Origin of the sequence: Mycobacterium lehmannii, from assembly GCF_002245535.1 — a bacterium.
In the GTDB taxonomy this organism is placed as follows: Bacteria; Actinomycetota; Actinomycetes; order Mycobacteriales; family Mycobacteriaceae; genus Mycobacterium; species Mycobacterium lehmannii.
In genome coordinates, this window is sequence record NZ_NKCN01000003.1 from 342,933 (window position 1) to 362,761 (window position 19,829).

Genomic DNA, 19,829 nt, shown 5'->3' on the forward strand with positions numbered 1-19,829 from the left:
CGTCTACTTGTTGGCCGTAACGGCGCGTCAGCGGCGGGCGAAGGCCGGAATGTGTTCCGGTAGGGGACCGATCGCCACACCGTAGGCCGCCAAACGGCGCAGCAGCGGAAGCCCGGCGGCCACCCGCACGAAGCCGGGCGCCTCGGCCTGGCCGGTCGAAGCGACGGCGACCGCGATGACACGGCGGTGGATCAGCCTTTGCACCGACTGGATCAGCGCGGCGGGCAGCCAGCGCCGCGCCTGCACCCGGGCCAGATGCCTGGTCGACAGGCTGCCCGAGCGCAACGGATCCGCCAGGATCCGGCCTGCGGCGACGGCGTCGGCCACCGCGAGGTTGATCCCGACACCGCCGACCGGCGACATCGCGTGGGCGGCGTCGCCGATGAGCAGCAGGCCGTCGCCGTACCAGCGCCTGAGCCGGTTCAACTGCACGTCGAGCAGCTTCACGTCGTCGAACGACGTCACAGCCCCGATGCGGTCGGCCAGCCACGGCACCAGCGCCACCACACCGCGATGCAACGACCCGATTCCCTGCGCCCGCAACTCATGGTCGCGGCCCTTGGGGATAACGTAGGCGCACTGGTAGTAGTCGCCACGGTCGATGACGATCTGCGCGTGCCCGGCCCCGAGGACACCGGCGAGCCCGTGCGGGTCGTCGGGATCGCGGGGCAGCCGGAACCACCAGACGTCCATCGGCACACCGAAGTCCTTCGGCTTGAGCCCCATCTCGGTGCGCAGCGTCGATGACCGCCCATCGCAGGCGACGGTCAACGTCGCGCGCATCTCGCGCTCCTCACCGTCGGCGCCGCGGTAGCGGACACCGACCACCCTGTCACCGTGACGGATCGGGCCGAGCACCTCGGTGCTGCGCAGCAAGGTGAACGACGGCTCCCGCTTAGCTGCAGTGGCCAGCAGCTCCAGGAAATCCCACTGCGGGACCAGCGCAATGTGTTTGTGCGGACCGGGAATTCGCCGCAGATCCATGGTGACCGGGGTGTCCTGCACCGTCATCGACAGCGTGTCGATCTCTCGGTGCGGAATCGCCGCGAACTCATCGGACAGCCCCAACTCGTCGAGCAGCCGCAGCGTGCTGGCATGCACGGTGTCACCGCGGAAATCACGGAGGAAGTCGGCGTGCTTCTCCATCACCGTGACGTCGACCCCGGCGCGGGCCAGCACCAACGCGAGCATCATGCCCGCCGGACCGCCGCCTGCCACGATGCAGGTGGTGTTCCCGGCACGCAGCGCGGGGCGGGAGTCGGCGGCCACGCGCCCATCTTCGCATCGCCTAGGCTGGCCGCGTGGGTGGCTTTCTGAGTTGGTGGGACGGTGTCGAGCTCTGGCTCACCGGCCTGCCGTTCGTCGCCCAGACCGCGGTGGTGATGCCGGTGGTGCTCGCGTTGGCGTACGGCACCGCGGTCGTGCTCGACGGCGCCCTCGGTAACGGGATCAGGTTGTGGCGCCATGTTCGCCATGACGAGCGGGATGCCGACCGATGAGCGGCGGGATGCCGCGGTCGCGGGTGACGTTGGTGCTCGTCCTCCTGGTGATCCTGGTGATCGTCATGTGGCTGTTCACTCGTTGAGGCCGCCGAATCCCTCACCGAGCAGGTTGCCCGAACTCTGTTAGGCTTCGCGCCATGCAAACAGCGTCCGGCAACAAGAGCGGCCATGTTCTGGCCCTCATTGCCGTGAGTTTCAGCGCTGTTGCCGATGTCTGTTGTTGTTGCTGACTCCTCCGCCCGTCCGCGGTTCGGTGTCGGTAACGGCTGTCAGATGACGCCTCGCGCTGATCCATCGCCTTCCCGTCGGGTCGGGTTCCACCGAAGTCCCCCAACGAAAGGTCCCCGATGGTCAACATCCGCAGAACCTGGCGCGCCGCGGCGGCGCTGGCCACCACCGCCACAGTGCTCGCCGCATGCGCAGGCGGCTCGAGCGATGTGGTCGGTGACAGCGGTGGGGACAGCGCCGACACGACGCTGACGCTGGTCGCCTACGCGGTGCCCGAGCCCGGCTGGAGCAAGGTCATTCCCGCGTTCGCCGCGACACCGGAAGGTAAAGGTGTCGGCGTCACGACGTCGTACGGCGCCTCGGGCGACCAGTCGCGCGCCGTCGTCGACGGTAAGCCCGCCGACATCGTGAACTTCTCCGTCGAGCCGGACATCACCCGGCTCGTCAAGGCCGACAAGGTCACCGAGGACTGGAACGCCGACGCCACCAAGGGCATCCCGTTCGGATCCGTGGTGAGCTTCGCTGTGCGGCCCGGCAACCCCAAGAACATCAGGGACTGGCCCGATCTGCTCAAGCCCGGCGTCGAGGTCATCACGCCGAGCCCGCTGAGCTCCGGGTCGGCCAAGTGGAACCTGTTGGCGCCGTACGCATGGGCCAGCAGGGGCGGTCAGGATCCGCAGGCCGGTCTCGACTACGTCACCGAACTGGTGACCCAGCACATCAAGCTGCGCCCGAGTTCGGGCCGCGAGGCCACCGACGTGTTCCGGCAGGGCAGTGGCGACGTGCTGCTGGCCTACGAGAACGAGGCGCTGCACTTCGACCTGGAGTACGTGAACCCGCCGGAAACCTTCAAGATCGAGAACCCGGTCGCCGTGGTGACGTCGAGCAGGCATCTGGACAAGGCGAACGCGCTGAAGAACTTCATCTACACCCCCGAGGCGCAGAAGCTGTGGGCCGAAGCCGGTTTCCGGCCCGTCGATCCCGCGGTGCTCGAGGAGTTCCGGGGCAAGTTCCCCGCACCGGCAAAACTTTGGACCGTTGACGACCTCGGAGGCTGGGCGACGCTTGATCCCGAGCTGTTCGACAAGGACAACGGCACGATCACCAAGATCTACACCCAGGCGACGGGATGACCTCTTCCGTGGTGTCCCGGCCCGAGTTCACCGGTGGTGAGCCGGGCCGGGCGTCCCGACTGCTCGAGCGTCGTCATGGGACGACGTCGCTGCGGGTGGGGGCCGCGTCGATTTGGTTGAGCCTGATCGTGCTGCTGCCGCTGGCCGCGATCCTCTGGCAGTCGGCCGGCGGCGGATGGCAGGCGTTCTGGTTCGCGGTCACCTCGAACGCTGCCGTCGCGTCGTTCAAGGTGACGCTGACCGTGTCGTTCGGGGTGACGGCGGTCAATTTGGTGTTCGGGCTGCTGGTGGCGTGGGTGCTGACCCGCGACGACTTCGTCGGCAAGCGGCTCGTCGACTCGGTGATCGACCTGCCGTTCGCGTTGCCGACGATCGTCGCCAGCCTGGTGATGCTGGCGCTCTACGGCCCCGCCAGCCCGGTCGGGCTGCATCTGCAGCACACCAAGTGGGGCATCGGGGTGGCGTTGCTGTTCGTCACCCTGCCGTTCGTCGTGCGGTCGGTGCAGCCGGTGCTGCTGGAACTGGACCGCGAAATCGAGGAAGCCGCGGCATCGTTGGGCGCCAACAACTGGGTCATCTTCACCCGCGTGATGTTGCCCGCACTTCTGCCGTCGCTGCTGTCGGGCGCCGGTCTGGCGTTCTCCCGCGCGATCGGCGAGTTCGGCTCGGTGGTGCTGATCGGCGGCGCCGTGCCCGGTGAGACCGAGGTCTCCTCGCAGTGGATCCGAACCCTGATCGAGAACGACGACCGCACCGGCGCCGCCGCTATTTCGATTGTGCTGCTGGCCATCTCGTTTGTCGTGTTGTTGATTCTGCGTGCGATCGGATCGCGCGCCGCCCGACGGGACGCGATGGAGCAGTGATTCTTTCGCCTGCGGTCAAACACCTGCTGCGCTATCTTGCGCTGGCCTACATCACGATCCTGGTCGTGGTGCCGGTGGGGCTGATCCTATGGCGCACTTTCTCGCCGGGCATCGGCGCCTTCATTGGGTCGATCAGCACACCGGCGGCGATTTCGGCTCTGAACCTGTCGCTGCTGGTGGTCGCGATCGTGGTGCCGCTCAACGTGCTGTTCGGTGTACCGACGGCACTGGTGTTGGCGCGCAACAAGTTCCGTGGCAAAAGCGTGATGCAGGCCGTCATCGACCTGCCGTTCGCAGTGTCGCCGGTGGTGGTCGGCGTCGCGCTGATCCTGTTGTGGGGATCGGCGGGTCTATTCGGGTTCGTCGAGAACAGCCTCGGGTTCAAGATCATCTTCGGGATTCCCGGCATCGTGCTGGCCAGCATCTTCGTCACCGTGCCGTTCGTGATTCGTGAGGTCGAACCGGTGCTGCACGAGATCGGCACCGATCAGGAAGAGGCCGCGGCGACGCTGGGTTCGCAGTGGTGGCAGACGTTCTGGCGGGTCACGCTGCCGTCGATCCGGTGGGGTCTGACCTACGGCATCGTGCTGACGATCGCGCGCACCCTCGGCGAATACGGCGCGGTGTTGATGGTGTCGTCCAACCTGCCGGGAAGCTCGCAGACGCTCACACTGTTGGTGTCGGACCGCTACACGCGCGGTGCCGAGTACGGCGCCTATGCGGTGTCGACGTTGCTGATGGCGGTGGCGGTGGTGGTGTTGGTCGCGCAGGTGATCCTCGACGCGCGGCGGGTCCGGGCGGGCAAGTAGGCGTAGGGAGAAAAGATGACGAACGCGATCGTCGTGCGCGGCGCGAACAAGCACTACGGTGACTTCGCCGCGCTGGACAACGTCGACTTCGAGGTGCCGTCCGGTTCGCTGACCGCGCTGCTCGGACCCAGCGGGTCGGGTAAGTCGACGCTGCTGCGGGCCATCGCCGGGCTGGATCAGCCCGATTCCGGCACCGTGACGATCAACGGCCGCGACGTCACCGACGTGCCACCGCAGCGGCGCGGTATCGGGTTCGTGTTCCAGCACTATGCGGCGTTCAAGCACCTGTCAGTGCGCGACAACGTCGCGTTCGGGCTGAAGATCCGCAAGCGGCCCAAGTCCGAAATCAAACAGAAGGTCGACAATCTCCTCGAAGTGGTGGGGCTGGCCGGTTTCCAGACTCGCTACCCGAACCAACTTTCCGGCGGCCAGCGCCAGCGCATGGCGCTGGCCCGCGCGCTGGCCGTCGACCCGCAAGTGCTGTTGCTGGACGAACCGTTCGGGGCGCTGGACGCCAAAGTGCGCGAGGACCTTCGGGCCTGGCTGCGTCGGCTGCATGAAGAGGTGCACGTCACCACGGTGCTGGTGACGCACGATCAGTCCGAGGCGCTCGACGTCGCCGACCGGATCGCGGTGCTCAACAAGGGCCGCATCGAGCAGGTCGGTTCTCCCGAAGAGGTTTACGACTCACCGGCCAACGCTTTCGTGATGTCGTTTCTCGGTGCGGTTTCCTCGCTGAATGGTGCGCTGGTTCGGCCGCACGACATCCGCGTCGGCCGCAACCCGGACATGGCGATCGGCTCCAGCGATGACTCGGTGAAGTCCACGGGTGTGTTGCGCGCGACCATCGACCGAATCGTCATGCTGGGCTTCGAAGTTCGTGTCGAGTTGCACAGCGCTACCGACCAGACGCCGTTCACCGCGCAGATCACCCGTGGTGACGCCGAGGCGCTCGCCCTCAAGGAGGGGGACACCGTCTACGTCCGCGCCACCCGGGTGCCGCCGTTGCCGGGCGGCACGCACGTCCCGCCGAGCGACGATGCCGACGACGAGGCGTTGACAAAGGCCTGATTCAGCTGGGCAAGAATGGGGCAATTGCCCCATTCCGCGGGTCTGATTTCCTGGTTGTGTTGCTCGCATGAACACCAGCACCCCGACCCAGGTCGATCCGGACAAACTGATGCAATTCGGCTTCCGCGCGGTCGATGAGGCCGGCGCGGCACTCAACTGCGCCCTCGTCGTGATGGGCGACCGCCTCGGGTACTACCGGTCGCTTGTCGAGCACGGGCCGAGTACCCCCGCCGAGATGGCCGAACGCACCGGCACCGACGAGCACTACGCCAGGGAGTGGCTCAACGCCCAAACCGCAGGCGCCTTCGTCGAATACCACCCGGCGACCGGTCGCTATCGATTGCCGGCCGAGCAAGCCGTCGCGCTCACCGACGAAACAAGCCCGGCCTTCGTCGGCGGTCTCTTCCAGATCGCGCACGGAACCGCATCGGATGCCGGACGCGTCTTCGAGGCGGCCCGCGCAGGCGTCGGCGTCGCTTGGGGGGATCACAATTCCGACGTCCACGTCGGGTGCGAACGGTTCTTCCGCCCGACCTACGCCGCACATCTCGTGGACGATTGGATCCCTTCGTTGGACGGTGTCGTCGAAAAACTCAGGAGCGGCGCCCGTGTCGCCGATGTCGGTTGTGGACACGGAGCGTCGACGCTGCTGATGGCCGAAGGCTTTCCCGCCTCGACGTTCGTCGGCGTGGACGGCCATGCGGAATCCATCGAGGTGGCCCGCGAGCGAAACGGGATGCCGGGAGCGGTCAGCTTCCAGACCGCGGCCGCGGACGCGTTCGCGGGTGGGCCGTACGACCTGGTCACGATGTTCGACTGCTTGCACGACATGGGCGATCCGATCGGCGCCGCACGCCACGTGCGGGAGGTCATCGCCGAGGACGGCACATGGATGGTGGTCGAGCCGGCCGCCGGCGACCGGGTGGAAGACAACCTCAACCCGATCGGGCGCGCGTACTACGGCTTTTCCACGTTGCTGTGCACACCGTCGTCATTGGCTCAACCGGTCGGGACGGCGCTCGGCACTCAGGCCGGCCCGGCCCGCATTCGAGATGTCGTGACAGCGGCCGGATTCCGACGGTTCCGGCTGGCCGCGCAGACGCCGTTCAACAACGTATTCGAGGTCCGGCCCTGAGGACTACGCAGCGACGGTCTGAGTGGCGGTGATCGCGTCGTACCGGTCCATCACCGTCGCCGCGACGAGGTTGTGCGATCCGAGCGGTTCGGCCATCGCAATACCTTGAGCCCCAGCGTATTCGGCGACGCGATCGGTGATCCGGCCGTGCGCCAGAAACCACGGGGCGATGACCAGGCGTCGGGCCCCGCGGGCACGCAGGTGGGCGGCGGTCTCCGGGATACTCGCATACGGTCCGGTGGCGAACGCGACTTCGGCTCCCGCCCAGCGCGTTCCAGAGCGCAGGGACTGAGCGACCGTGGCGGTCCTGGCGTTCGCGGCGAGATGTGACGAGCCGACCGCGACGACGAGGACGCCAAGGCCGTCGTCGTCGGGGGAGACCCCGAGCTCGGCCAGTCGCTGCCGCAGCACGCTCAACAGCGCTGGGTCCTCGCCGAGCACCTCGGCCCGATCGACCACCGCGCCCGACTGCTCGACGACCGAAGGGATGTCGACCCGCGCGTGAAAAGCGCTGGCCAACAGGAAGGGTACGACCACGGCCGGGGCGTGCAGCCCGCTCAGGGTGTCGAGCAGGCTGGGGCCGTTCTGTTCCAGGAACGCCGGACGCACGTCGAGCCACGGACGCAGACGCCGAATCCGGCCTGCCACCGCATGCGTCACCGCCGCCGAGCGTGGGTCGGCGCTGCCGTGCGCGGTCAGCACGAGGGTCACAGTGACCTCACGATGCGTGCAGCCCGCATTCGATCTTGCCGGTGCCTGCCCAGCGGCCGCTGCGCGGGTCGGCGCCTTCGAGGGGCTTGGCTGTGCACGGTGCGCAGCCGATCGACGGATAGCCCTCGTAGACGAGCGGATTGACGAGCACGCCGTGGGTGTCGATGTAGTTCTGCATGTCCTCGTCGGTCCAGGCCGCCAACGGATTGATCTTCACCAGCCCGAAAGCCTTGTCCCAGCTGATGAACGGCGCGTTGGCGCGCGTGGGCGCCTCGACGCGGCGGATGCCGGTCACCCAGGCCGAGTAACCGCGCAGCGCCGCCGAAAGCGGCTCGACCTTGCGCATGCGGCAGCACTCGTTGGGCTCGCGCGCGAACAGGTCCTTGCCGAACAACTCGTTCTGCTCGGCCACGCTCTTCTCGGCGGTGACGTTGACGATGTTGACGTCGTAGACCGCCTCGACGGCGTCGCGGGTACCGATCGTCTCGACGAAGTGGTACCCCGTGTCGAGGAAGAGGATGTCCACGCCGGGCCGCACCTTGGCAGCCAGATCGATCAACACGGCGTCCTGCATGTTCGACGCCACCACGTAACTCCCGCCGAAATTCTCGTCGGTCCAGCGCAGCAGCTCCTCTGCGCTTGCGCCCTCGAGTTCGCCCGCGGCGCGCTCGGCGAGCGCCTGCAGATCGGCCTCCGTGGTCAAATCGGTCACCTCAAGTCCGCCTCGTCTGCTCGTATGGCCCACGTAGCGAAACGCTCGCCCTGCTCTCGTTGTTTCACGAAGTTGCGAACGACCCGGTCGATATAGTCGCCGAGCTCACTGGACAGCACCTTGTGTTGGCGCAGCTTGCGGCCGAACCCGCTGTCCAAACCGAGGCTTCCGCCCAGGTGTACCTGGAAACCCTCGACCGAGTTGCCGTCACCGTCGTCGACCATCTGGCCCTTGAACCCGATGTCGGCGACCTGGATGCGCGCGCACGAGTTCGGGCAGCCGTTGATATTCACGGTGATCGGCACGTCGAGCTGCGCGTTGATGTCCTCGAGCCGCTTCTCCAGCTCGGGGACCAGAACCTGCGCGCGGGTCCGCGTCTCGGTGAACGACAACTTGCAGAACTCGATACCCGTGCAGGCCATCAGGTTCTTGCGCCAGTGCGACGGCTCCGGCGGCAGCCCGAGTGCCTCGAGGCCCGAGGTCAGCTCGGCGAGCTTGTCATCGGGCACGTCGAGGATGATCAGCTTCTGGTAAGGGGTGAACCGGATGCGGTCCGACCCCGCCGCCTCGGCGAGATCGGCCACCTTGGTCAGGATGGTGCCGGAGACCCTGCCCGCGATGGGTGCGACGCCGACGGCGTTGCGCCCGTTCTTCAGTTTCTGGATGCCGACATGGTCGATCGGGTGTTTGACCGGTTCGGGTGCGGGCCCGTCGATCAGCTTGCGACCCAGGTACTCGTCCTCGAGCACCTGGCGGAACTTTTCGACGCCCCAGTCCTTGATCAGGAACTTGAGCCGGGCCTTGGACCGCAGCCGCCGATACCCGTAGTCGCGGAAAACCGCAGTGACCGCCTCCCACACGTCGGCCACCTCGTCAAGCGGAACCCACGCCCCGAGCCGCTGCGCCAGCATCGGGTTGGTTGACAGACCGCCACCCACCCACAGATCAAGCCCTGGGCCGTGTTCGGGGTGGTTCACCCCGATGAAGGAGATGTCGTTGACCTCGTGGGCGACGTCCTGCAGACCCGAGATCGCGGTCTTGTACTTGCGCGGCAGGTTGGAGTACTCGGGGTTGCCGATGTAGCGCCGCACGATCTCGTCGAGGGCGGGTGTCGGATCGAGCACTTCCTCCAGCGATTCGCCGGCCAGCGGTGAGCCCAGCATTCCTCGGGGGCAGTCGCCGCACGCCTCGGTGGTCTGCAGACCGTGCGCGGCCAGCCGGTCCCAGATCTCGGGCACGTTCTCGACCTCGAGCCAGTGGTACTGCAGGTTCATCCGGTCGGAGATGTCGGCGGTGTCGCGGGCGAAGTCGATGGAGATCTGGCCCAGCGTGCGCAGCGCGGCGGCCGACAACGCCTTGCCGTCGCAGCGCACCCGCATCATGAAGTACTTGGCTTCGAGCAGGTCGGCGTTCTCGTCACCGGTCCACGTGCCGTCGTAGCCCTGCTCACGCTGGGTGTACAGGCCCATCCAGCGGAACCGGCCGCGCAGGTCCTGCTTGTCGATGCCGTCGAAACCGGTCTTGGAGTAGATGTCGATGATGCGGGCGCGCACGTTGAGTGCGTCGTCGTCCTTCTTGAACTGCTCGTTGGCGTTGAGCGGCTCGCGGTAACCGTGGGCCCACTGGCCCTCGGCGCGGGGCTTCTTTGCGGGTTTCGGCTTGGATTCCGCTGTGGTCATGATTTGGCTCCTTTGAGGAGCCGGATCGCGCGTCATCGCCGGGGCTGTCCGGCGGCGCAGATCCGGCGGCCAGCTGAAGTACGGGTGGGCTGGGTCTAGATCAAGCGCGTCAAGGCAGACAGCAACACGTACACACGCGCTTGAAGTCGACGTGCCGACGCACCACCAGCGATACACGCTTGGGGAAGATGCGGGGGGCAGTCACGTCGGCCATTGTGCCACGAATCGCCGCACCTGCCCTAACCGGGCGAGATTTGCGCTCACGGCGAGCAGAACCTCGTCGAGATTGCATCCACGCATCAGAAGTTCGAGAGCACGCCTGCCTGAGTGCAATCTCGCGGCAGGCGGACAATTGCTGACATGGCCCGAACCGTAGCTGCCGAGAACAGTGCGCGGGTGCTGCCGGCGATGACCCCCGCGCGGGGGCGGCCGTTCGGCATCTACATCCACGTGCCGTTCTGCGCGACCCGCTGCGGCTACTGCGACTTCAACACCTACACACCCGGCGAGCTGGGCGGCGCGAATCCGGACGGGTGGCTTGCGGCGCTGCGGATCGAGTTGGCGCAGGCGGCCGCGCACCTGGGCCGCATCCCACGGGTCGACAGCGTGTTCGTCGGCGGGGGCACACCGTCGCTGCTGGGCGGGTCCGGCCTGGCCGCGGTTCTCGACGCCGTGCGCGCGCACTTCCCACTGGCGCCGGGTGCCGAGGTCACCACGGAAGCCAACCCGGAATCGACGTCTCCGCAGCTGTTCGACCAGCTGCTGGCGGCCGGATACACCCGGGTCTCGCTGGGCATGCAGTCGGCGGCTGCCCATGTGTTGGCGGCCCTCGACCGCGCACACTCGCCGGGCCGGGCGCTCGCCGCGGCGCGGGAGGCCCGCGCGGCCGGGTTCGACCACGTCAACCTCGACCTGATCTACGGCACGCCGGGGGAGTCCGACGACGACCTGCTGCGCTCGGTCGACACCGTCGTCGAGGCGGGCGTCGACCACGTCTCGGCCTACGCACTGGTCATCGAGGACGGCACGGCGATGGCCCGGCGGGTGCGCCGCGGCGAGCTCGTACCGACCGACGACGACGTGCTGGCCCGCCGCTACGAGTTGCTCGACGCGCGTCTGGTCGGCGCCGGTTTCGCCTGGTACGAGGTGTCGAACTGGAGCAGGCCCGGCGGTGAGTGCCAGCACAACATCGGCTACTGGAACGGCGGCCAGTGGTGGGGTGCCGGACCGGGTGCGCACGGTTTCGTCGACTCCGTGCGCTGGTGGAACGTCAAGCATCCGAGCGCGTACGCCCAAACGTTGACCGATGGTCGACTGCCGGTCGCCGATTACGAGCACCTCGACGCCGGCACGCTGCACATCGAGGACGTGATGCTGCGGGTGCGGTTGCGTGACGGGCTGCCGGCGAACGTGCTCAGTGCGCCCGAGCGGGAGCGCGCCGACGTCGCGGTCGCCGACGGGCTGTTGAGCCGCGCCGGGGACCGTCTGGTGCTCACCGACCGCGGCCGGCTGCTGGCCGACGCGGTGGTCCGCGACCTGCTGGACTGACCGCCGGGTCGCTTCGGCTCCAAAATTCGCCCATAAGCTCACGTTCGCGCGCCGGACATTGAACGATTCTCTGGTGGACGTCGTAGTGATCAGCGATGACGACTGCGGTGGATGAGCGATGACTCCCGACCCCGCGCGGGCCGAGTTGCTGCGCGCGATTCACGACGAGCACAGCCAGGCGCTGCTGCGATACGTGCTGCGGCTGACCCGCGGCGATACGCCGTTCGCCGAGGACGTGGTGCAGGAAGCGCTGCTGAGGCTGTGGCGCAAACCCGAGATCCTGCAACAGCCGGGCGACGCCGCGCGGGCATGGCTGTTCACCGTCGCACGCAACCTCGTCATCGACGACCGACGCAGCGCTCGGTTCAGCCGGGAACTGCAGACCGACGACCTGCCCGAGCGGCCGTCACTCGACGCGATCGGTCCCGCGGTCGACAAGTGGGTGCTGGCCGAGGCGCTGAAATCGCTCAGCGCCGACCACCGCACCGCCATAGTGCGCGCCTACTATTTCGGGCAAACTGTCGCCGACATCGCCGCACACGAGCGGATCGCCCCGGGCACCGTCAAGTCCAGGCTCCATTACGGGTTGCGGGCGTTGCGGATGGCGCTGCAGGAAAGGGGGGTGGTCCAATGAGCGACAAGTTCGACCGGACACCCGTCGCCGACCTCGCCGAATGGGATGCGGCCTACGTGCTCGGCGCGCTGAGCCCGGAGGACCGTCGCGCCTACGAGGACTACCTCGCCGCGAACCCGGCGCGTGCCGCCGAGGTGGCAGGCCTGGCCGAGATGCCCGCGATGCTGGCCGCGCTCAGCCGCGAGGAGGCCGCGGCACTGATCGATGCGGACGAGGGGTCCGCTGTCGATCACTCAGCTGACGTCGCCTCACTGGCGCAGGCCGCCGCCAAGCGACAACGGCGCTCACGGCGCACGATGCTCGCGGCGACCATCGCGGTTGCGGCGGCTCTGGCGGTCCTCGGCGGCGTCGTGGGCGCGACGGTCTTTCCCCGCACGTCGTCGGTGCAGACGGTGGCGATGGAGCCGATGCAGCCCGGTCAGCGTCAGGGCCTGACCGCGCAGCTGGCGGTCACCGAGAAGAAGTGGGGCACCGAGCTCAACTGGGCCTGTGAGTACACCAAGGACTGGGCGCGCGACGTCGACAGCTACGACATCGTGGTGACCACGCGCGACGGCGTCCAGACGACCGTGGGTTCGTGGCGTCCGGCCGGAGACGAGGCGACCGGGCTGTCGGCGGCGACAAGCATCCCCACCGCGGAGATCCGCAGCATCGACATCCGGGTGTCGGGCAGCGACCAACCGCTCGCCGTCCGCACCTTGTGACGTTTCGTACGTGCCTCGACCGTCGGCGGATTGACGTCGCGGCAAGCTAATTCGAACGTGATCGGCACCACGTTCGGCAGGCCTGCGTAGGTTCCACAAATGAGCCCGGTTATGCCAGTATTGCGGCCATGGCGTGTGGCTTCTTAGGCAAGGCTATCCAGGCTTCGGGACTCAGCTGACGTGACCGATACCGCCCCATCCGAGGATTCCGCACGCCCCGACGCGGTCGCGATCATCGGGATCGGCTGCCGTGTTGCCGGTGCGATCGGCACGCCGGAACAGTTCTGGACCTTCCTGCTCGACGGCGGCAGCGACGTGCGCGAAGTTCCGCCGGAGCGCTGGGAGCCATACCTTCAGCGGGATCCCCGCAATGCGGCGGTGCTCAAGGATGTCACCCGGTGGGGAACGTTCCTCGACGACCTGGCCGGGTTCGACGCCGAGTTCTTCGGCGTCTCACCGCGCGAGGCCGAGCTGATGGACCCCCAGCAGCGGTTGGCGCTCGAGGTGAGCTGGGAGGCGCTCGAGCACGCCGGCGTTCCGCCGAAGTCGTTGGCGGGCAGCGACACCGCGGTGCTGATGGGCGTCAACTCCGACGACTACGGCAAGCTGATCATGGAAGACCTGCCGGGCATCGAAGCCTGGACCGGCATCGGCACGTCGCTGTGCGGCATCGCCAACCGCGTCTCACACCTGCTCGACCTGCGCGGCCCCAGCGTCGCTCTCGACGCGGCGTGCGCGGCCTCGCTGGTCGCGGTGCACCAGGCGTGCCAGATGCTCAATGCCGGTGAGACGTCGCTGGCGCTGGCCGGCGGGGTCAGCGCACTGATCGGACCGGGTCTGACCCGGGTGCTCGACGTGGCGGGCGCGACCGCGCCCGACGGCAGATGCAAGACCTTCGACGCCTCGGCCGACGGCTACGGGCGTGGCGAAGGCGCAGGCGTGGTGGTGCTCAAGCGCCTCGCCGACGCCATGCGCGACGGCGACCACGTCTACGCGGTGGTGCGGGGCGGCGCGGTGGCGCAGGACGGGCGCACCGTCGGCATCATGTCGCCCAACGGCGACGCGCAGGCCGACATGTTCCGGCGCGCATGCCAATTCGCCGGCATCGCGCCCGCGAGCGTCGGCTTCGTCGAAGCGCACGGCACCGGCACTCCCTCCGGCGACCCCACCGAGGTCGGGGCGCTCGCGTCGGTCTACGGCGCCGACCGGCCCGCCGACGCGCCGTGCCGGATCGGGTCGGTGAAGCCCAATGTCGGCCACCTCGAGGGCGGCGCCGGCGTGGTGGGGCTCATCAAAGCCGCACTGGCACTGCATCATCGGACCATTCCCCCGACGGCGGGCATCACCTCGCTGACGCCGGCCGTCGACTGGGCCAACAGCGGCCTGCGGGTCCCGACGCGGGTCGAGCCCTGGGACAGTTCCGACGGTGCGCCGCGGCGGGCCGCGGTGTGCAGTTACGGCTACGGCGGGACCATTGCCCACGTGCTCCTGGAGGAAGCGCCCGATGCGCCACCGTCCACGCAAGATGAACCCGCACAACGACTTCCGGCGATCATTCCCGTCTCGGCGCGCAACGTCGCCCGGGTGCGCACCCAGGCGGGTGCGCTGGCCGAATACCTGCGAGACCATCCCGTCCCGATCGACGACGTCGCGACGACGCTGTGGACGCGACGTTCGCACGAACCGGCCAGGGCGGCCGTCGTTGCCGACGACGCCAACGGTGCGGCGGCCGCGCTGACCGCACTGGCCGACGACGTCCCCGACCCCTCGGTGGTCACCGGTACCGTGCTACCGGCCGCGGCCAACGGCGCGGTCTGGGTGTTCTCCGGCCACGGCTCGCACTGGTCCGGCATGGGTGGCGAACTGCTCACGGCGGCACCGGAATTCGCCGCTGTGATCGACGCGATCGATCCGGTGTTCACCGCGGAGCTGGGATTCTCGGCGCGCCAGGCGCTGACCACCGGAGAGCTCGGCGGGACCGACCAGGTGCAGGCGCTGACGTTCGCGATGCAGGTGGGTCTGGCCGCGATGCTGCGCTCGCGCGGCGTCACCCCGGCCGCGGTCATCGGACACTCGGTCGGCGAGGTCGCGGCCTGCGTCACGGCGGGGGTTTTCGACCTCACCGTCGGCGCCGCGGTGGCGTGTTACCGCGCCCGCGGCTTCCGGTCGGTGATGGGCAAGGGCGCGATGGCGCTCGTGCGGCTCCCGTTCGCCGAAGCCGAACGGCGGCTGGCCGGCCAGACCGACGTGGTGGCGGCGATCAGCGCGTCGCTGGAGTCGACAGTGATATCCGGCACGGTCGATGCGGTCGAGGACGTCTGCCAGGAGTGGAGCGAGCAAGGCTTCATGGTGCGTCGCGTCAACACCGACGTCGCCTTCCACAGCCCCGCGATGGACGCGCTGACCGGCGAGCTCGGACGCCTCACCGCTTCGCTTCCCTCGGCACGCACACCTGAGATTCCGCTGTACACAACGGCGTTGGCTGATCCCCGCTCGGCGGCGCCACGCGATCACCACTACTGGGTGGCCAACCTGCGCGACCGGGTGCGGTTCGCTGAAGCCGTTTCGGCGGCCATCGAGGACGGGCATCGGCTGTTCCTCGAGGTGTCGGCGCACCCGGTGGTGGCGCACTCGATCGTCGAGACGCTCACGACAGCCGGCGCCGACCAGCACGCGGTCGTGCCGCTGTTACGTCGTGAGCGCCCCCAGATGCATTCGGTGGCAACCTCGGTCGCCGCACTGCACTGCAACGGCGCACCGATCGAGCACCAGCTGTCGTCGGCGTCCTGGGTGGCAGATCTCCCGGTGACGCAGTGGCACCACCGCCACTTCTGGCGCACTCCCACCCCTCCTCCAGGCGGGCGAGGTGTGCACGACGTCGACACCCACACCCTGCTCGGCGGCCGGATCGAGGTGACCGGCGCGGTCGCTTCCAAGATGTGGCAGACGCGCGTGGACCTGGACTCCCGCCCGTATCCGGGCGACCACCCGGTGAAGGGCACCGAAATCGTGCCCGCCGCCGTCATCGTCAACACCTTTCTCGGTGCCGCCAACGAGCTGGACACGCGCTGCGACCGCGCGGGCAGGGACCTCGTCGACGTCCGGCTGCGCACCCCGGTGGCGCCGGGACGCGCCCGCGACGTGCAGGTGGTCCTGCAGGACCACGGACTGACGCTGGCCACACGCCTCGTCGACGACGACGAGGACACCGTCGACGGCGGCTGGTTGACCCACAGCAGCGCGGTGGTCGCAGCCGACGACGACATCGAAGACCTCCTCGGGGAGGTACTCGACGAGTCGTCCGCACGCGACGGCTGCCGTGATCTACTGCCGTCGAACCACGTGGTGGACACGCTGGCGACGCTGGGTGTGGCCGCGATGGGCTTCGACTGGGAGATCCTCGAACTGCACGGCGGCGACGGCGAACTGCTCGCCAAGGTCGCCGCGCGCGGGGACCGTACGACACCGGACACCTGGGCCCCGCTGCTGGACGCGGCGACCTCGGCGGCCTCCACGGTGTTCGACGGGCCACCGCGACTGAGGATGCCCGCCCACATCGACCGCGTGCAGGTGCACGGCCGACCGCCGGCGGTGGCGCTGCTGCACGTTCGGCGCAGGCGCGGAACCACCACGACCGACGTCTTACTCGCCGAAGAGTCCGGCAAGGTCCTCGCCTCGCTGACGGGCATGTCGTTCGAGGAGCTGGAAAACCCGTCCGGCAGCGATGTTTCCCGGATGCTGCACCGGCTCTCGTGGCAGCCGGTGCCGTGGCAGCCCGACAGCCGGCCCGGGGCGGTCGTGATCGTCGGTGGAGACGCCGCCATCCGCGAGTTCGTGACGCGGGACCTGTCGGCTGCCGAGGTGCCGCATGCGCTTTACCGCCATGCGGCCGAGATCACCTCTGCGGCTGAGTCGTTCGGCCGCGATACCGTCGTGCTGGTGCTCCCGAGCGCGCACGACACACCGGAACAGTCGGTCGCTGTGGTGACGCAGACACTGCGCGGGTTGCTCGACCACGGCGCCAAGGCGAGGATGTGGGTGCTCACGCAGGGCGTGTACGAGGGCGCGAACGTGGCGCACGCACCGCTGTGGGGTCTGGCAAGGGTCGCTGCCGCCGAACACCCGAAGACCTTCGGCGGTGTGATCGACGTGGCCGCAGCCGAACTGCCGGTCGGAGTCCTCTCATCGGTGCAGGGCCATCCGGTCGTGGCCTTCCGCGACGGTGCGGCCCAATCGGCTCGGCTGTCCGCGGCGGGGCGGGGGACCGGAGCGCCGATGCAATGCTCGGCAGGCGGCACCTATGTCATCACCGGCGGCACCGGTGCGCTCGGCTTGCGGATGGCGCAGCGGCTTGCCGACATCGGCGCGCGGCGACTGGTGCTGCTCTCCCGCAGCGGCATGCCCGATCGTTCGCAGTGGCAACCGGATTCGGATCTGGTCCACACGGTCACCGCACTCGAGGAGCGCGGTGTGTCCGTGCGCGTGGTGGCGTTGGACATCGCCGCCGCAGGGGCGGCCGCCGCGCTGCGCGCCGCGCTGCGCGACCTGCCTCCGGTGCGCGGGGTGATCCACGCCGCCGGTGTCGAAGCGGGTGCGCTGTTGGTCAACACGACGCCCGAGGACTTCACCGCGGCGATGCGTCCCAAGGTAGACGGGACGCTGACCCTTCACGAAGTCTTCCCACCCGAACAGTTGGACTGGCTGGTGCTGTTCTCGTCGTGCGGCTACCTCGCCGGCTTCCCCGGCCAGGGCGCCTACGCATGCGCGAACTCTTTCCTCGACGGAATGGCGCGCCACCGGCGGGCGCTCGGTGACCGCACCGTCAGCGTCGCCTGGACCGCGTGGCGGGGCCTAGGCATGGGCTCGACGTCCGGGTTCGTGGCGGCGCAACTGGACGCGCTGGGCATGGACACCATCGGGGCGGACGAGGCGATGCGCGCACTCGACCTGGCGATGCGCCACGACGATCCGAACGTCGTTGTGCTGCCGCTCCTTTCGGCGGCGGCATCGGTGCCGATGCTGGCCGATGTGGCCCCGACCGAACTCGATGCCCCCGGAGGCGACGATGCGCCGGAGGCGAGCCTGGTGGACGCCGACCCCGAACGCGTCGCCCAGGTCGTCACCGCCGCGGTGGCCGCACAGCTGGGCGTGGCCGAGGCCGACGTCGACACCGGTTTGCCGCTGGTGGAGGTCGGCGTGGACTCGATCATGACGGTCGGGCTGCTCAAGCAGCTGGAGAAGCAGACCGGGTTGTCGTTACCGCCGACACTGCTGTGGGAGTACCCGACGGCGGCGGCGGTCTCCGAACGCCTCGTCGAGCTGCTCGGCGCACCGGAGGGTGCGGAGACGGTCGAGGTGTCCTGACCGGCGCCGCCCGCGCGGGGTCATGACGTCAGCGCAGCGACGACCTTTTTCTTGTCGACCTTGCCGACCGCGGTCTTGGGCAGCGTGGGCAGCGGTGCCAGCACGTCGGGCCTGCAGTGCGCCGACACCCCCCGCTCGTCGAGGAACTGGTTGAGCTCGGCCAGGGTGATCGGGGCGTCCTTGAACACGACTGCGGCGCAGATCTTCTCGCCGAGAAACTCGTCGGGCAGCGCCACCGCCGCGGCGGTGTAGACCGCCGGGTGGGCGAACAGATGCTCTTCGAGGTCCGACGCCGACACCGTCTCACCGCCGCGGTGGATGACGTCCTTGATGCGGCCGGTCACCTCGACGTAGCCGGCGCGCGGGCCGTCGGCGAAGATCCGGACGCGGTCGCCGCTGCGGTAGAAGCCGTCCGGAGTGAACGAGCGCGCGTTCGCCTCCTCGGCGCGGTAGTAGCCGTTGAGCGTGTAGGGGCCGCGCACCAGCAGCTGGCCCTCTTGACCGGGCACCACCTGCGCGCCGGACTCATCGACCACGCGCATCTCGTCGTGCGGCGACATCGGCCTGCCCTGGGTGTTGACCACGACGTCGACCGGATCGCCGGGACGGGTGAAGTTGAGCATGCCCTCGGCCATGCCGAAGATCTGCTGCAGCCCGGTCGTGAGCCCGGACAGGATGTACTCGGCCTCCTGCGGTGTCATCCGCGAACCGCCGACCTGGACGAGCCGCAGCCCCGTCGGCAGCACCGGCTCCCACTCGCACGCCTGGGTCCACACCTTGGCCAGCGCGTTGACCAGCGCGGTGACCGTGACCCTGTGCCGGTCGATCAGCGCGAACGCGGCCTCCGGACTGGCGTCGGTGGTGAAAACCGATGTCGCTCCGACGGTCATCGCCCCCAGCAGTCCCGGGCACGCCAGCGGGAAATTGTGCCCGGCGGGCAATACCACGAGGTAGACGTCATCGCCGGTCAGGTGGCACTCCTGCGCGCTCGTCCTGGCGGTGTAGAGGTAGTCGTTGTGGGTGCGGGCGATGAGCTTCGGCAGTCCGGTGGTGCCACCCGACACGAGAAGGAGGGCGGGCGCATCGGGGTCGACCGGCGGTCGCTCGGCCAGAGGACCGTCGAAATCGGCCAGCGCGGACCAGGATTGGAACCGGCCCGGGTCGCCGTGGACGAACACGTGCCGCAGCGCCGGGTTGTCCCTGACGAGTTCCTCGGCCAGCTCGCGGTAGTCGAACCCGCCGACCGAATCGGGCACGATCAGGCCCACCGCACCGCTGACCGCGGCGAAATGGTTCAGCTCCGCCGACCTGTGCCCCGGCAGGCACATCACCGGGACGACGCCGGCCCGCAGCACACCGAACAACGCAACGGCGAACTCGCAGGTGTTCGGCAACTGCAGCAGCATGCGGTCGCCGGGGAGGATGCCGTACTCGGCCAGCGCCGCCGCGATCCGCTCGGCGCGCTCATCGAGTTCGGCGAACGTGTAGCTGACGTGGTCGTCGATGACGGCGGTCCGATCGGGCCACGCCGCGACCGCATCTTTGAGGATCGACTCGAGTGGTTCATCGGTCCAGTAGCCCGCGCGACGGTACTCGTCGGCGCGGTCTGCGGGGAACGGCACGAAACCCGTCATGAGGTCGCCGAGCCCGCCTTTCTGAAGCGGTTGATCTGCCTGCGGGCGCTGCTCGAAACCGGTGCTCATGAAGGATGCGACCCCTTGGGGTAGGTGTGTTCG

General features: G+C 68.6%; 16 protein-coding genes. 11 read left to right on the forward strand and 5 right to left on the reverse strand.

The genetic code is table 11. The features are described from left to right. Positions 1–27: 27 nt before the first annotated feature. A complete protein-coding gene (locus CEX87_RS06260) occupies positions 28–1,269 on the reverse strand; it encodes an FAD-dependent oxidoreductase (RefSeq protein WP_269845529.1) in 1,242 nt (413 codons plus the stop codon). A 32-nt stretch (positions 1,270–1,301) separates the two neighbouring features. On the opposite strand from CEX87_RS06260, the gene CEX87_RS06265 reads away from it, so the two are divergent. From CEX87_RS06265 to CEX87_RS06290, 7 genes are all read left to right on the forward strand, one after another. Next, positions 1,302–1,499: a hypothetical protein gene (locus CEX87_RS06265; RefSeq protein ID WP_064396769.1), complete on the forward strand. Its 198-nt coding sequence runs from the start codon at positions 1,302–1,304 to the stop codon at positions 1,497–1,499. A 140-nt stretch (positions 1,500–1,639) separates the two neighbouring features. Then, complete coding sequence (locus CEX87_RS27940) at positions 1,640–1,732, forward strand: Ms4533A family Cys-rich leader peptide (RefSeq protein ID WP_353612094.1); 93 nt, start codon at positions 1,640–1,642, stop codon at positions 1,730–1,732. 117 nt (positions 1,733–1,849) lie between these two features. After that, positions 1,850–2,863: a sulfate ABC transporter substrate-binding protein gene (locus CEX87_RS06270; protein ID WP_094286394.1), complete on the forward strand. Its 1,014-nt coding sequence runs from the start codon at positions 1,850–1,852 to the stop codon at positions 2,861–2,863. After that, a complete protein-coding gene (cysT, locus tag CEX87_RS06275; RefSeq protein ID WP_064396766.1) occupies positions 2,860–3,726 on the forward strand; it encodes a sulfate ABC transporter permease subunit CysT in 867 nt (288 codons plus the stop codon). The genes CEX87_RS06270 and cysT overlap by 4 nt, the downstream gene beginning before the upstream one ends. After that, positions 3,723–4,535, forward strand: a complete 813-nt coding sequence (gene cysW, locus CEX87_RS06280; RefSeq protein ID WP_094286396.1) for a sulfate ABC transporter permease subunit CysW — start codon at positions 3,723–3,725, stop codon at positions 4,533–4,535. The genes cysT and cysW overlap by 4 nt, the downstream gene beginning before the upstream one ends. 15 nt (positions 4,536–4,550) lie before the next feature. Next, the gene (locus tag CEX87_RS06285) at positions 4,551–5,606 is read left to right on the forward strand and encodes a sulfate/molybdate ABC transporter ATP-binding protein (protein WP_094286398.1); all 1,056 of its coding nucleotides are present in this window, start codon (positions 4,551–4,553) and stop codon (positions 5,604–5,606) included. A gap of 67 nt (positions 5,607–5,673) precedes the next feature. Next, positions 5,674–6,741 (forward strand): class I SAM-dependent methyltransferase, encoded by a 1,068-nt coding sequence (locus tag CEX87_RS06290; protein ID WP_094286400.1) that lies wholly within the window; start codon positions 5,674–5,676, stop codon positions 6,739–6,741. Positions 6,742–6,744: 3 nt separating this feature from the next. On the opposite strand, the gene CEX87_RS06295 is transcribed toward CEX87_RS06290, so the two are convergent. The 3 genes from CEX87_RS06295 to CEX87_RS06305 are packed head-to-tail and all read right to left on the reverse strand — an operon-like array spanning position 6,745 to position 9,843. Beyond that, entirely contained in the window at positions 6,745–7,452 is a 708-nt protein-coding gene (locus CEX87_RS06295; RefSeq protein ID WP_066808385.1) for a sirohydrochlorin chelatase, read from the reverse strand. Positions 7,453–7,459: 7 nt separating this feature from the next. Beyond that, the gene (locus CEX87_RS06300) at positions 7,460–8,164 is read right to left on the reverse strand and encodes a phosphoadenylyl-sulfate reductase (protein ID WP_064426179.1); all 705 of its coding nucleotides are present in this window, start codon (positions 8,162–8,164) and stop codon (positions 7,460–7,462) included. After that, complete coding sequence (locus tag CEX87_RS06305) at positions 8,161–9,843, reverse strand: nitrite/sulfite reductase (RefSeq protein ID WP_064419617.1); 1,683 nt, start codon at positions 9,841–9,843, stop codon at positions 8,161–8,163. The genes CEX87_RS06300 and CEX87_RS06305 overlap by 4 nt, the downstream gene beginning before the upstream one ends. 360 nt (positions 9,844–10,203) lie before the next feature. Here CEX87_RS06305 and hemW point away from each other — a divergent pair, with 360 nt between their 5' ends. The 4 genes from hemW (at position 10,204) to CEX87_RS06325 (ending at position 18,093) form a co-directional block, all read left to right on the forward strand. Further along, complete coding sequence (gene hemW, locus CEX87_RS06310) at positions 10,204–11,391, forward strand: radical SAM family heme chaperone HemW (protein ID WP_094286402.1); 1,188 nt, start codon at positions 10,204–10,206, stop codon at positions 11,389–11,391. A gap of 118 nt (positions 11,392–11,509) precedes the next feature. After that, on the forward strand, positions 11,510–12,025 hold the full coding sequence (locus CEX87_RS06315; protein ID WP_064396751.1) for a sigma-70 family RNA polymerase sigma factor: 516 nt from the start codon (positions 11,510–11,512) through the stop codon (positions 12,023–12,025). Next, complete coding sequence (locus CEX87_RS06320; protein WP_064396748.1) at positions 12,022–12,729, forward strand: anti-sigma factor family protein; 708 nt, start codon at positions 12,022–12,024, stop codon at positions 12,727–12,729. The genes CEX87_RS06315 and CEX87_RS06320 overlap by 4 nt, the downstream gene beginning before the upstream one ends. A 180-nt stretch (positions 12,730–12,909) precedes the next feature. Next, a complete protein-coding gene (locus CEX87_RS06325; RefSeq protein WP_094286404.1) occupies positions 12,910–18,093 on the forward strand; it encodes a type I polyketide synthase in 5,184 nt (1,727 codons plus the stop codon). Positions 18,094–18,113: 20 nt separating this feature from the next. On the opposite strand, the gene CEX87_RS06330 is transcribed toward CEX87_RS06325, so the two are convergent. Beyond that, positions 18,114–19,796 (reverse strand): (2,3-dihydroxybenzoyl)adenylate synthase, encoded by a 1,683-nt coding sequence (locus CEX87_RS06330; protein WP_094286406.1) that lies wholly within the window; start codon positions 19,794–19,796, stop codon positions 18,114–18,116. Between the last annotated feature and the right edge of the window lie 33 nt (positions 19,797–19,829).

Excerpts from the sequence above, each read along its gene's own strand:
- CEX87_RS27940 (WP_353612094.1), top strand. The coding sequence starts at position 1,640 with ATGCAAACAGCGTCCGGCAACAAGAGCGGCCATGTTCTGGCCCTCATT.
- hemW (WP_094286402.1), top strand. The coding sequence starts at position 10,204 with ATGGCCCGAACCGTAGCTGCCGAGAACAGTGCGCGGGTGCTGCCGGCG.
- CEX87_RS06320 (WP_064396748.1), top strand. The coding sequence starts at position 12,022 with ATGAGCGACAAGTTCGACCGGACACCCGTCGCCGACCTCGCCGAATGG.
- CEX87_RS06285 (WP_094286398.1), top strand. The coding sequence starts at position 4,551 with ATGACGAACGCGATCGTCGTGCGCGGCGCGAACAAGCACTACGGTGAC.
- CEX87_RS06330 (WP_094286406.1), bottom strand. The coding sequence starts at position 19,796 with ATGAGCACCGGTTTCGAGCAGCGCCCGCAGGCAGATCAACCGCTTCAG.
- CEX87_RS06270 (WP_094286394.1), top strand. The coding sequence starts at position 1,850 with ATGGTCAACATCCGCAGAACCTGGCGCGCCGCGGCGGCGCTGGCCACC.
- CEX87_RS06305 (WP_064419617.1), bottom strand. The coding sequence starts at position 9,843 with ATGACCACAGCGGAATCCAAGCCGAAACCCGCAAAGAAGCCCCGCGCC.
- CEX87_RS06315 (WP_064396751.1), top strand. The coding sequence starts at position 11,510 with ATGACTCCCGACCCCGCGCGGGCCGAGTTGCTGCGCGCGATTCACGAC.
- CEX87_RS06290 (WP_094286400.1), top strand. The coding sequence starts at position 5,674 with ATGAACACCAGCACCCCGACCCAGGTCGATCCGGACAAACTGATGCAA.
- cysT (WP_064396766.1), top strand. The coding sequence starts at position 2,860 with ATGACCTCTTCCGTGGTGTCCCGGCCCGAGTTCACCGGTGGTGAGCCG.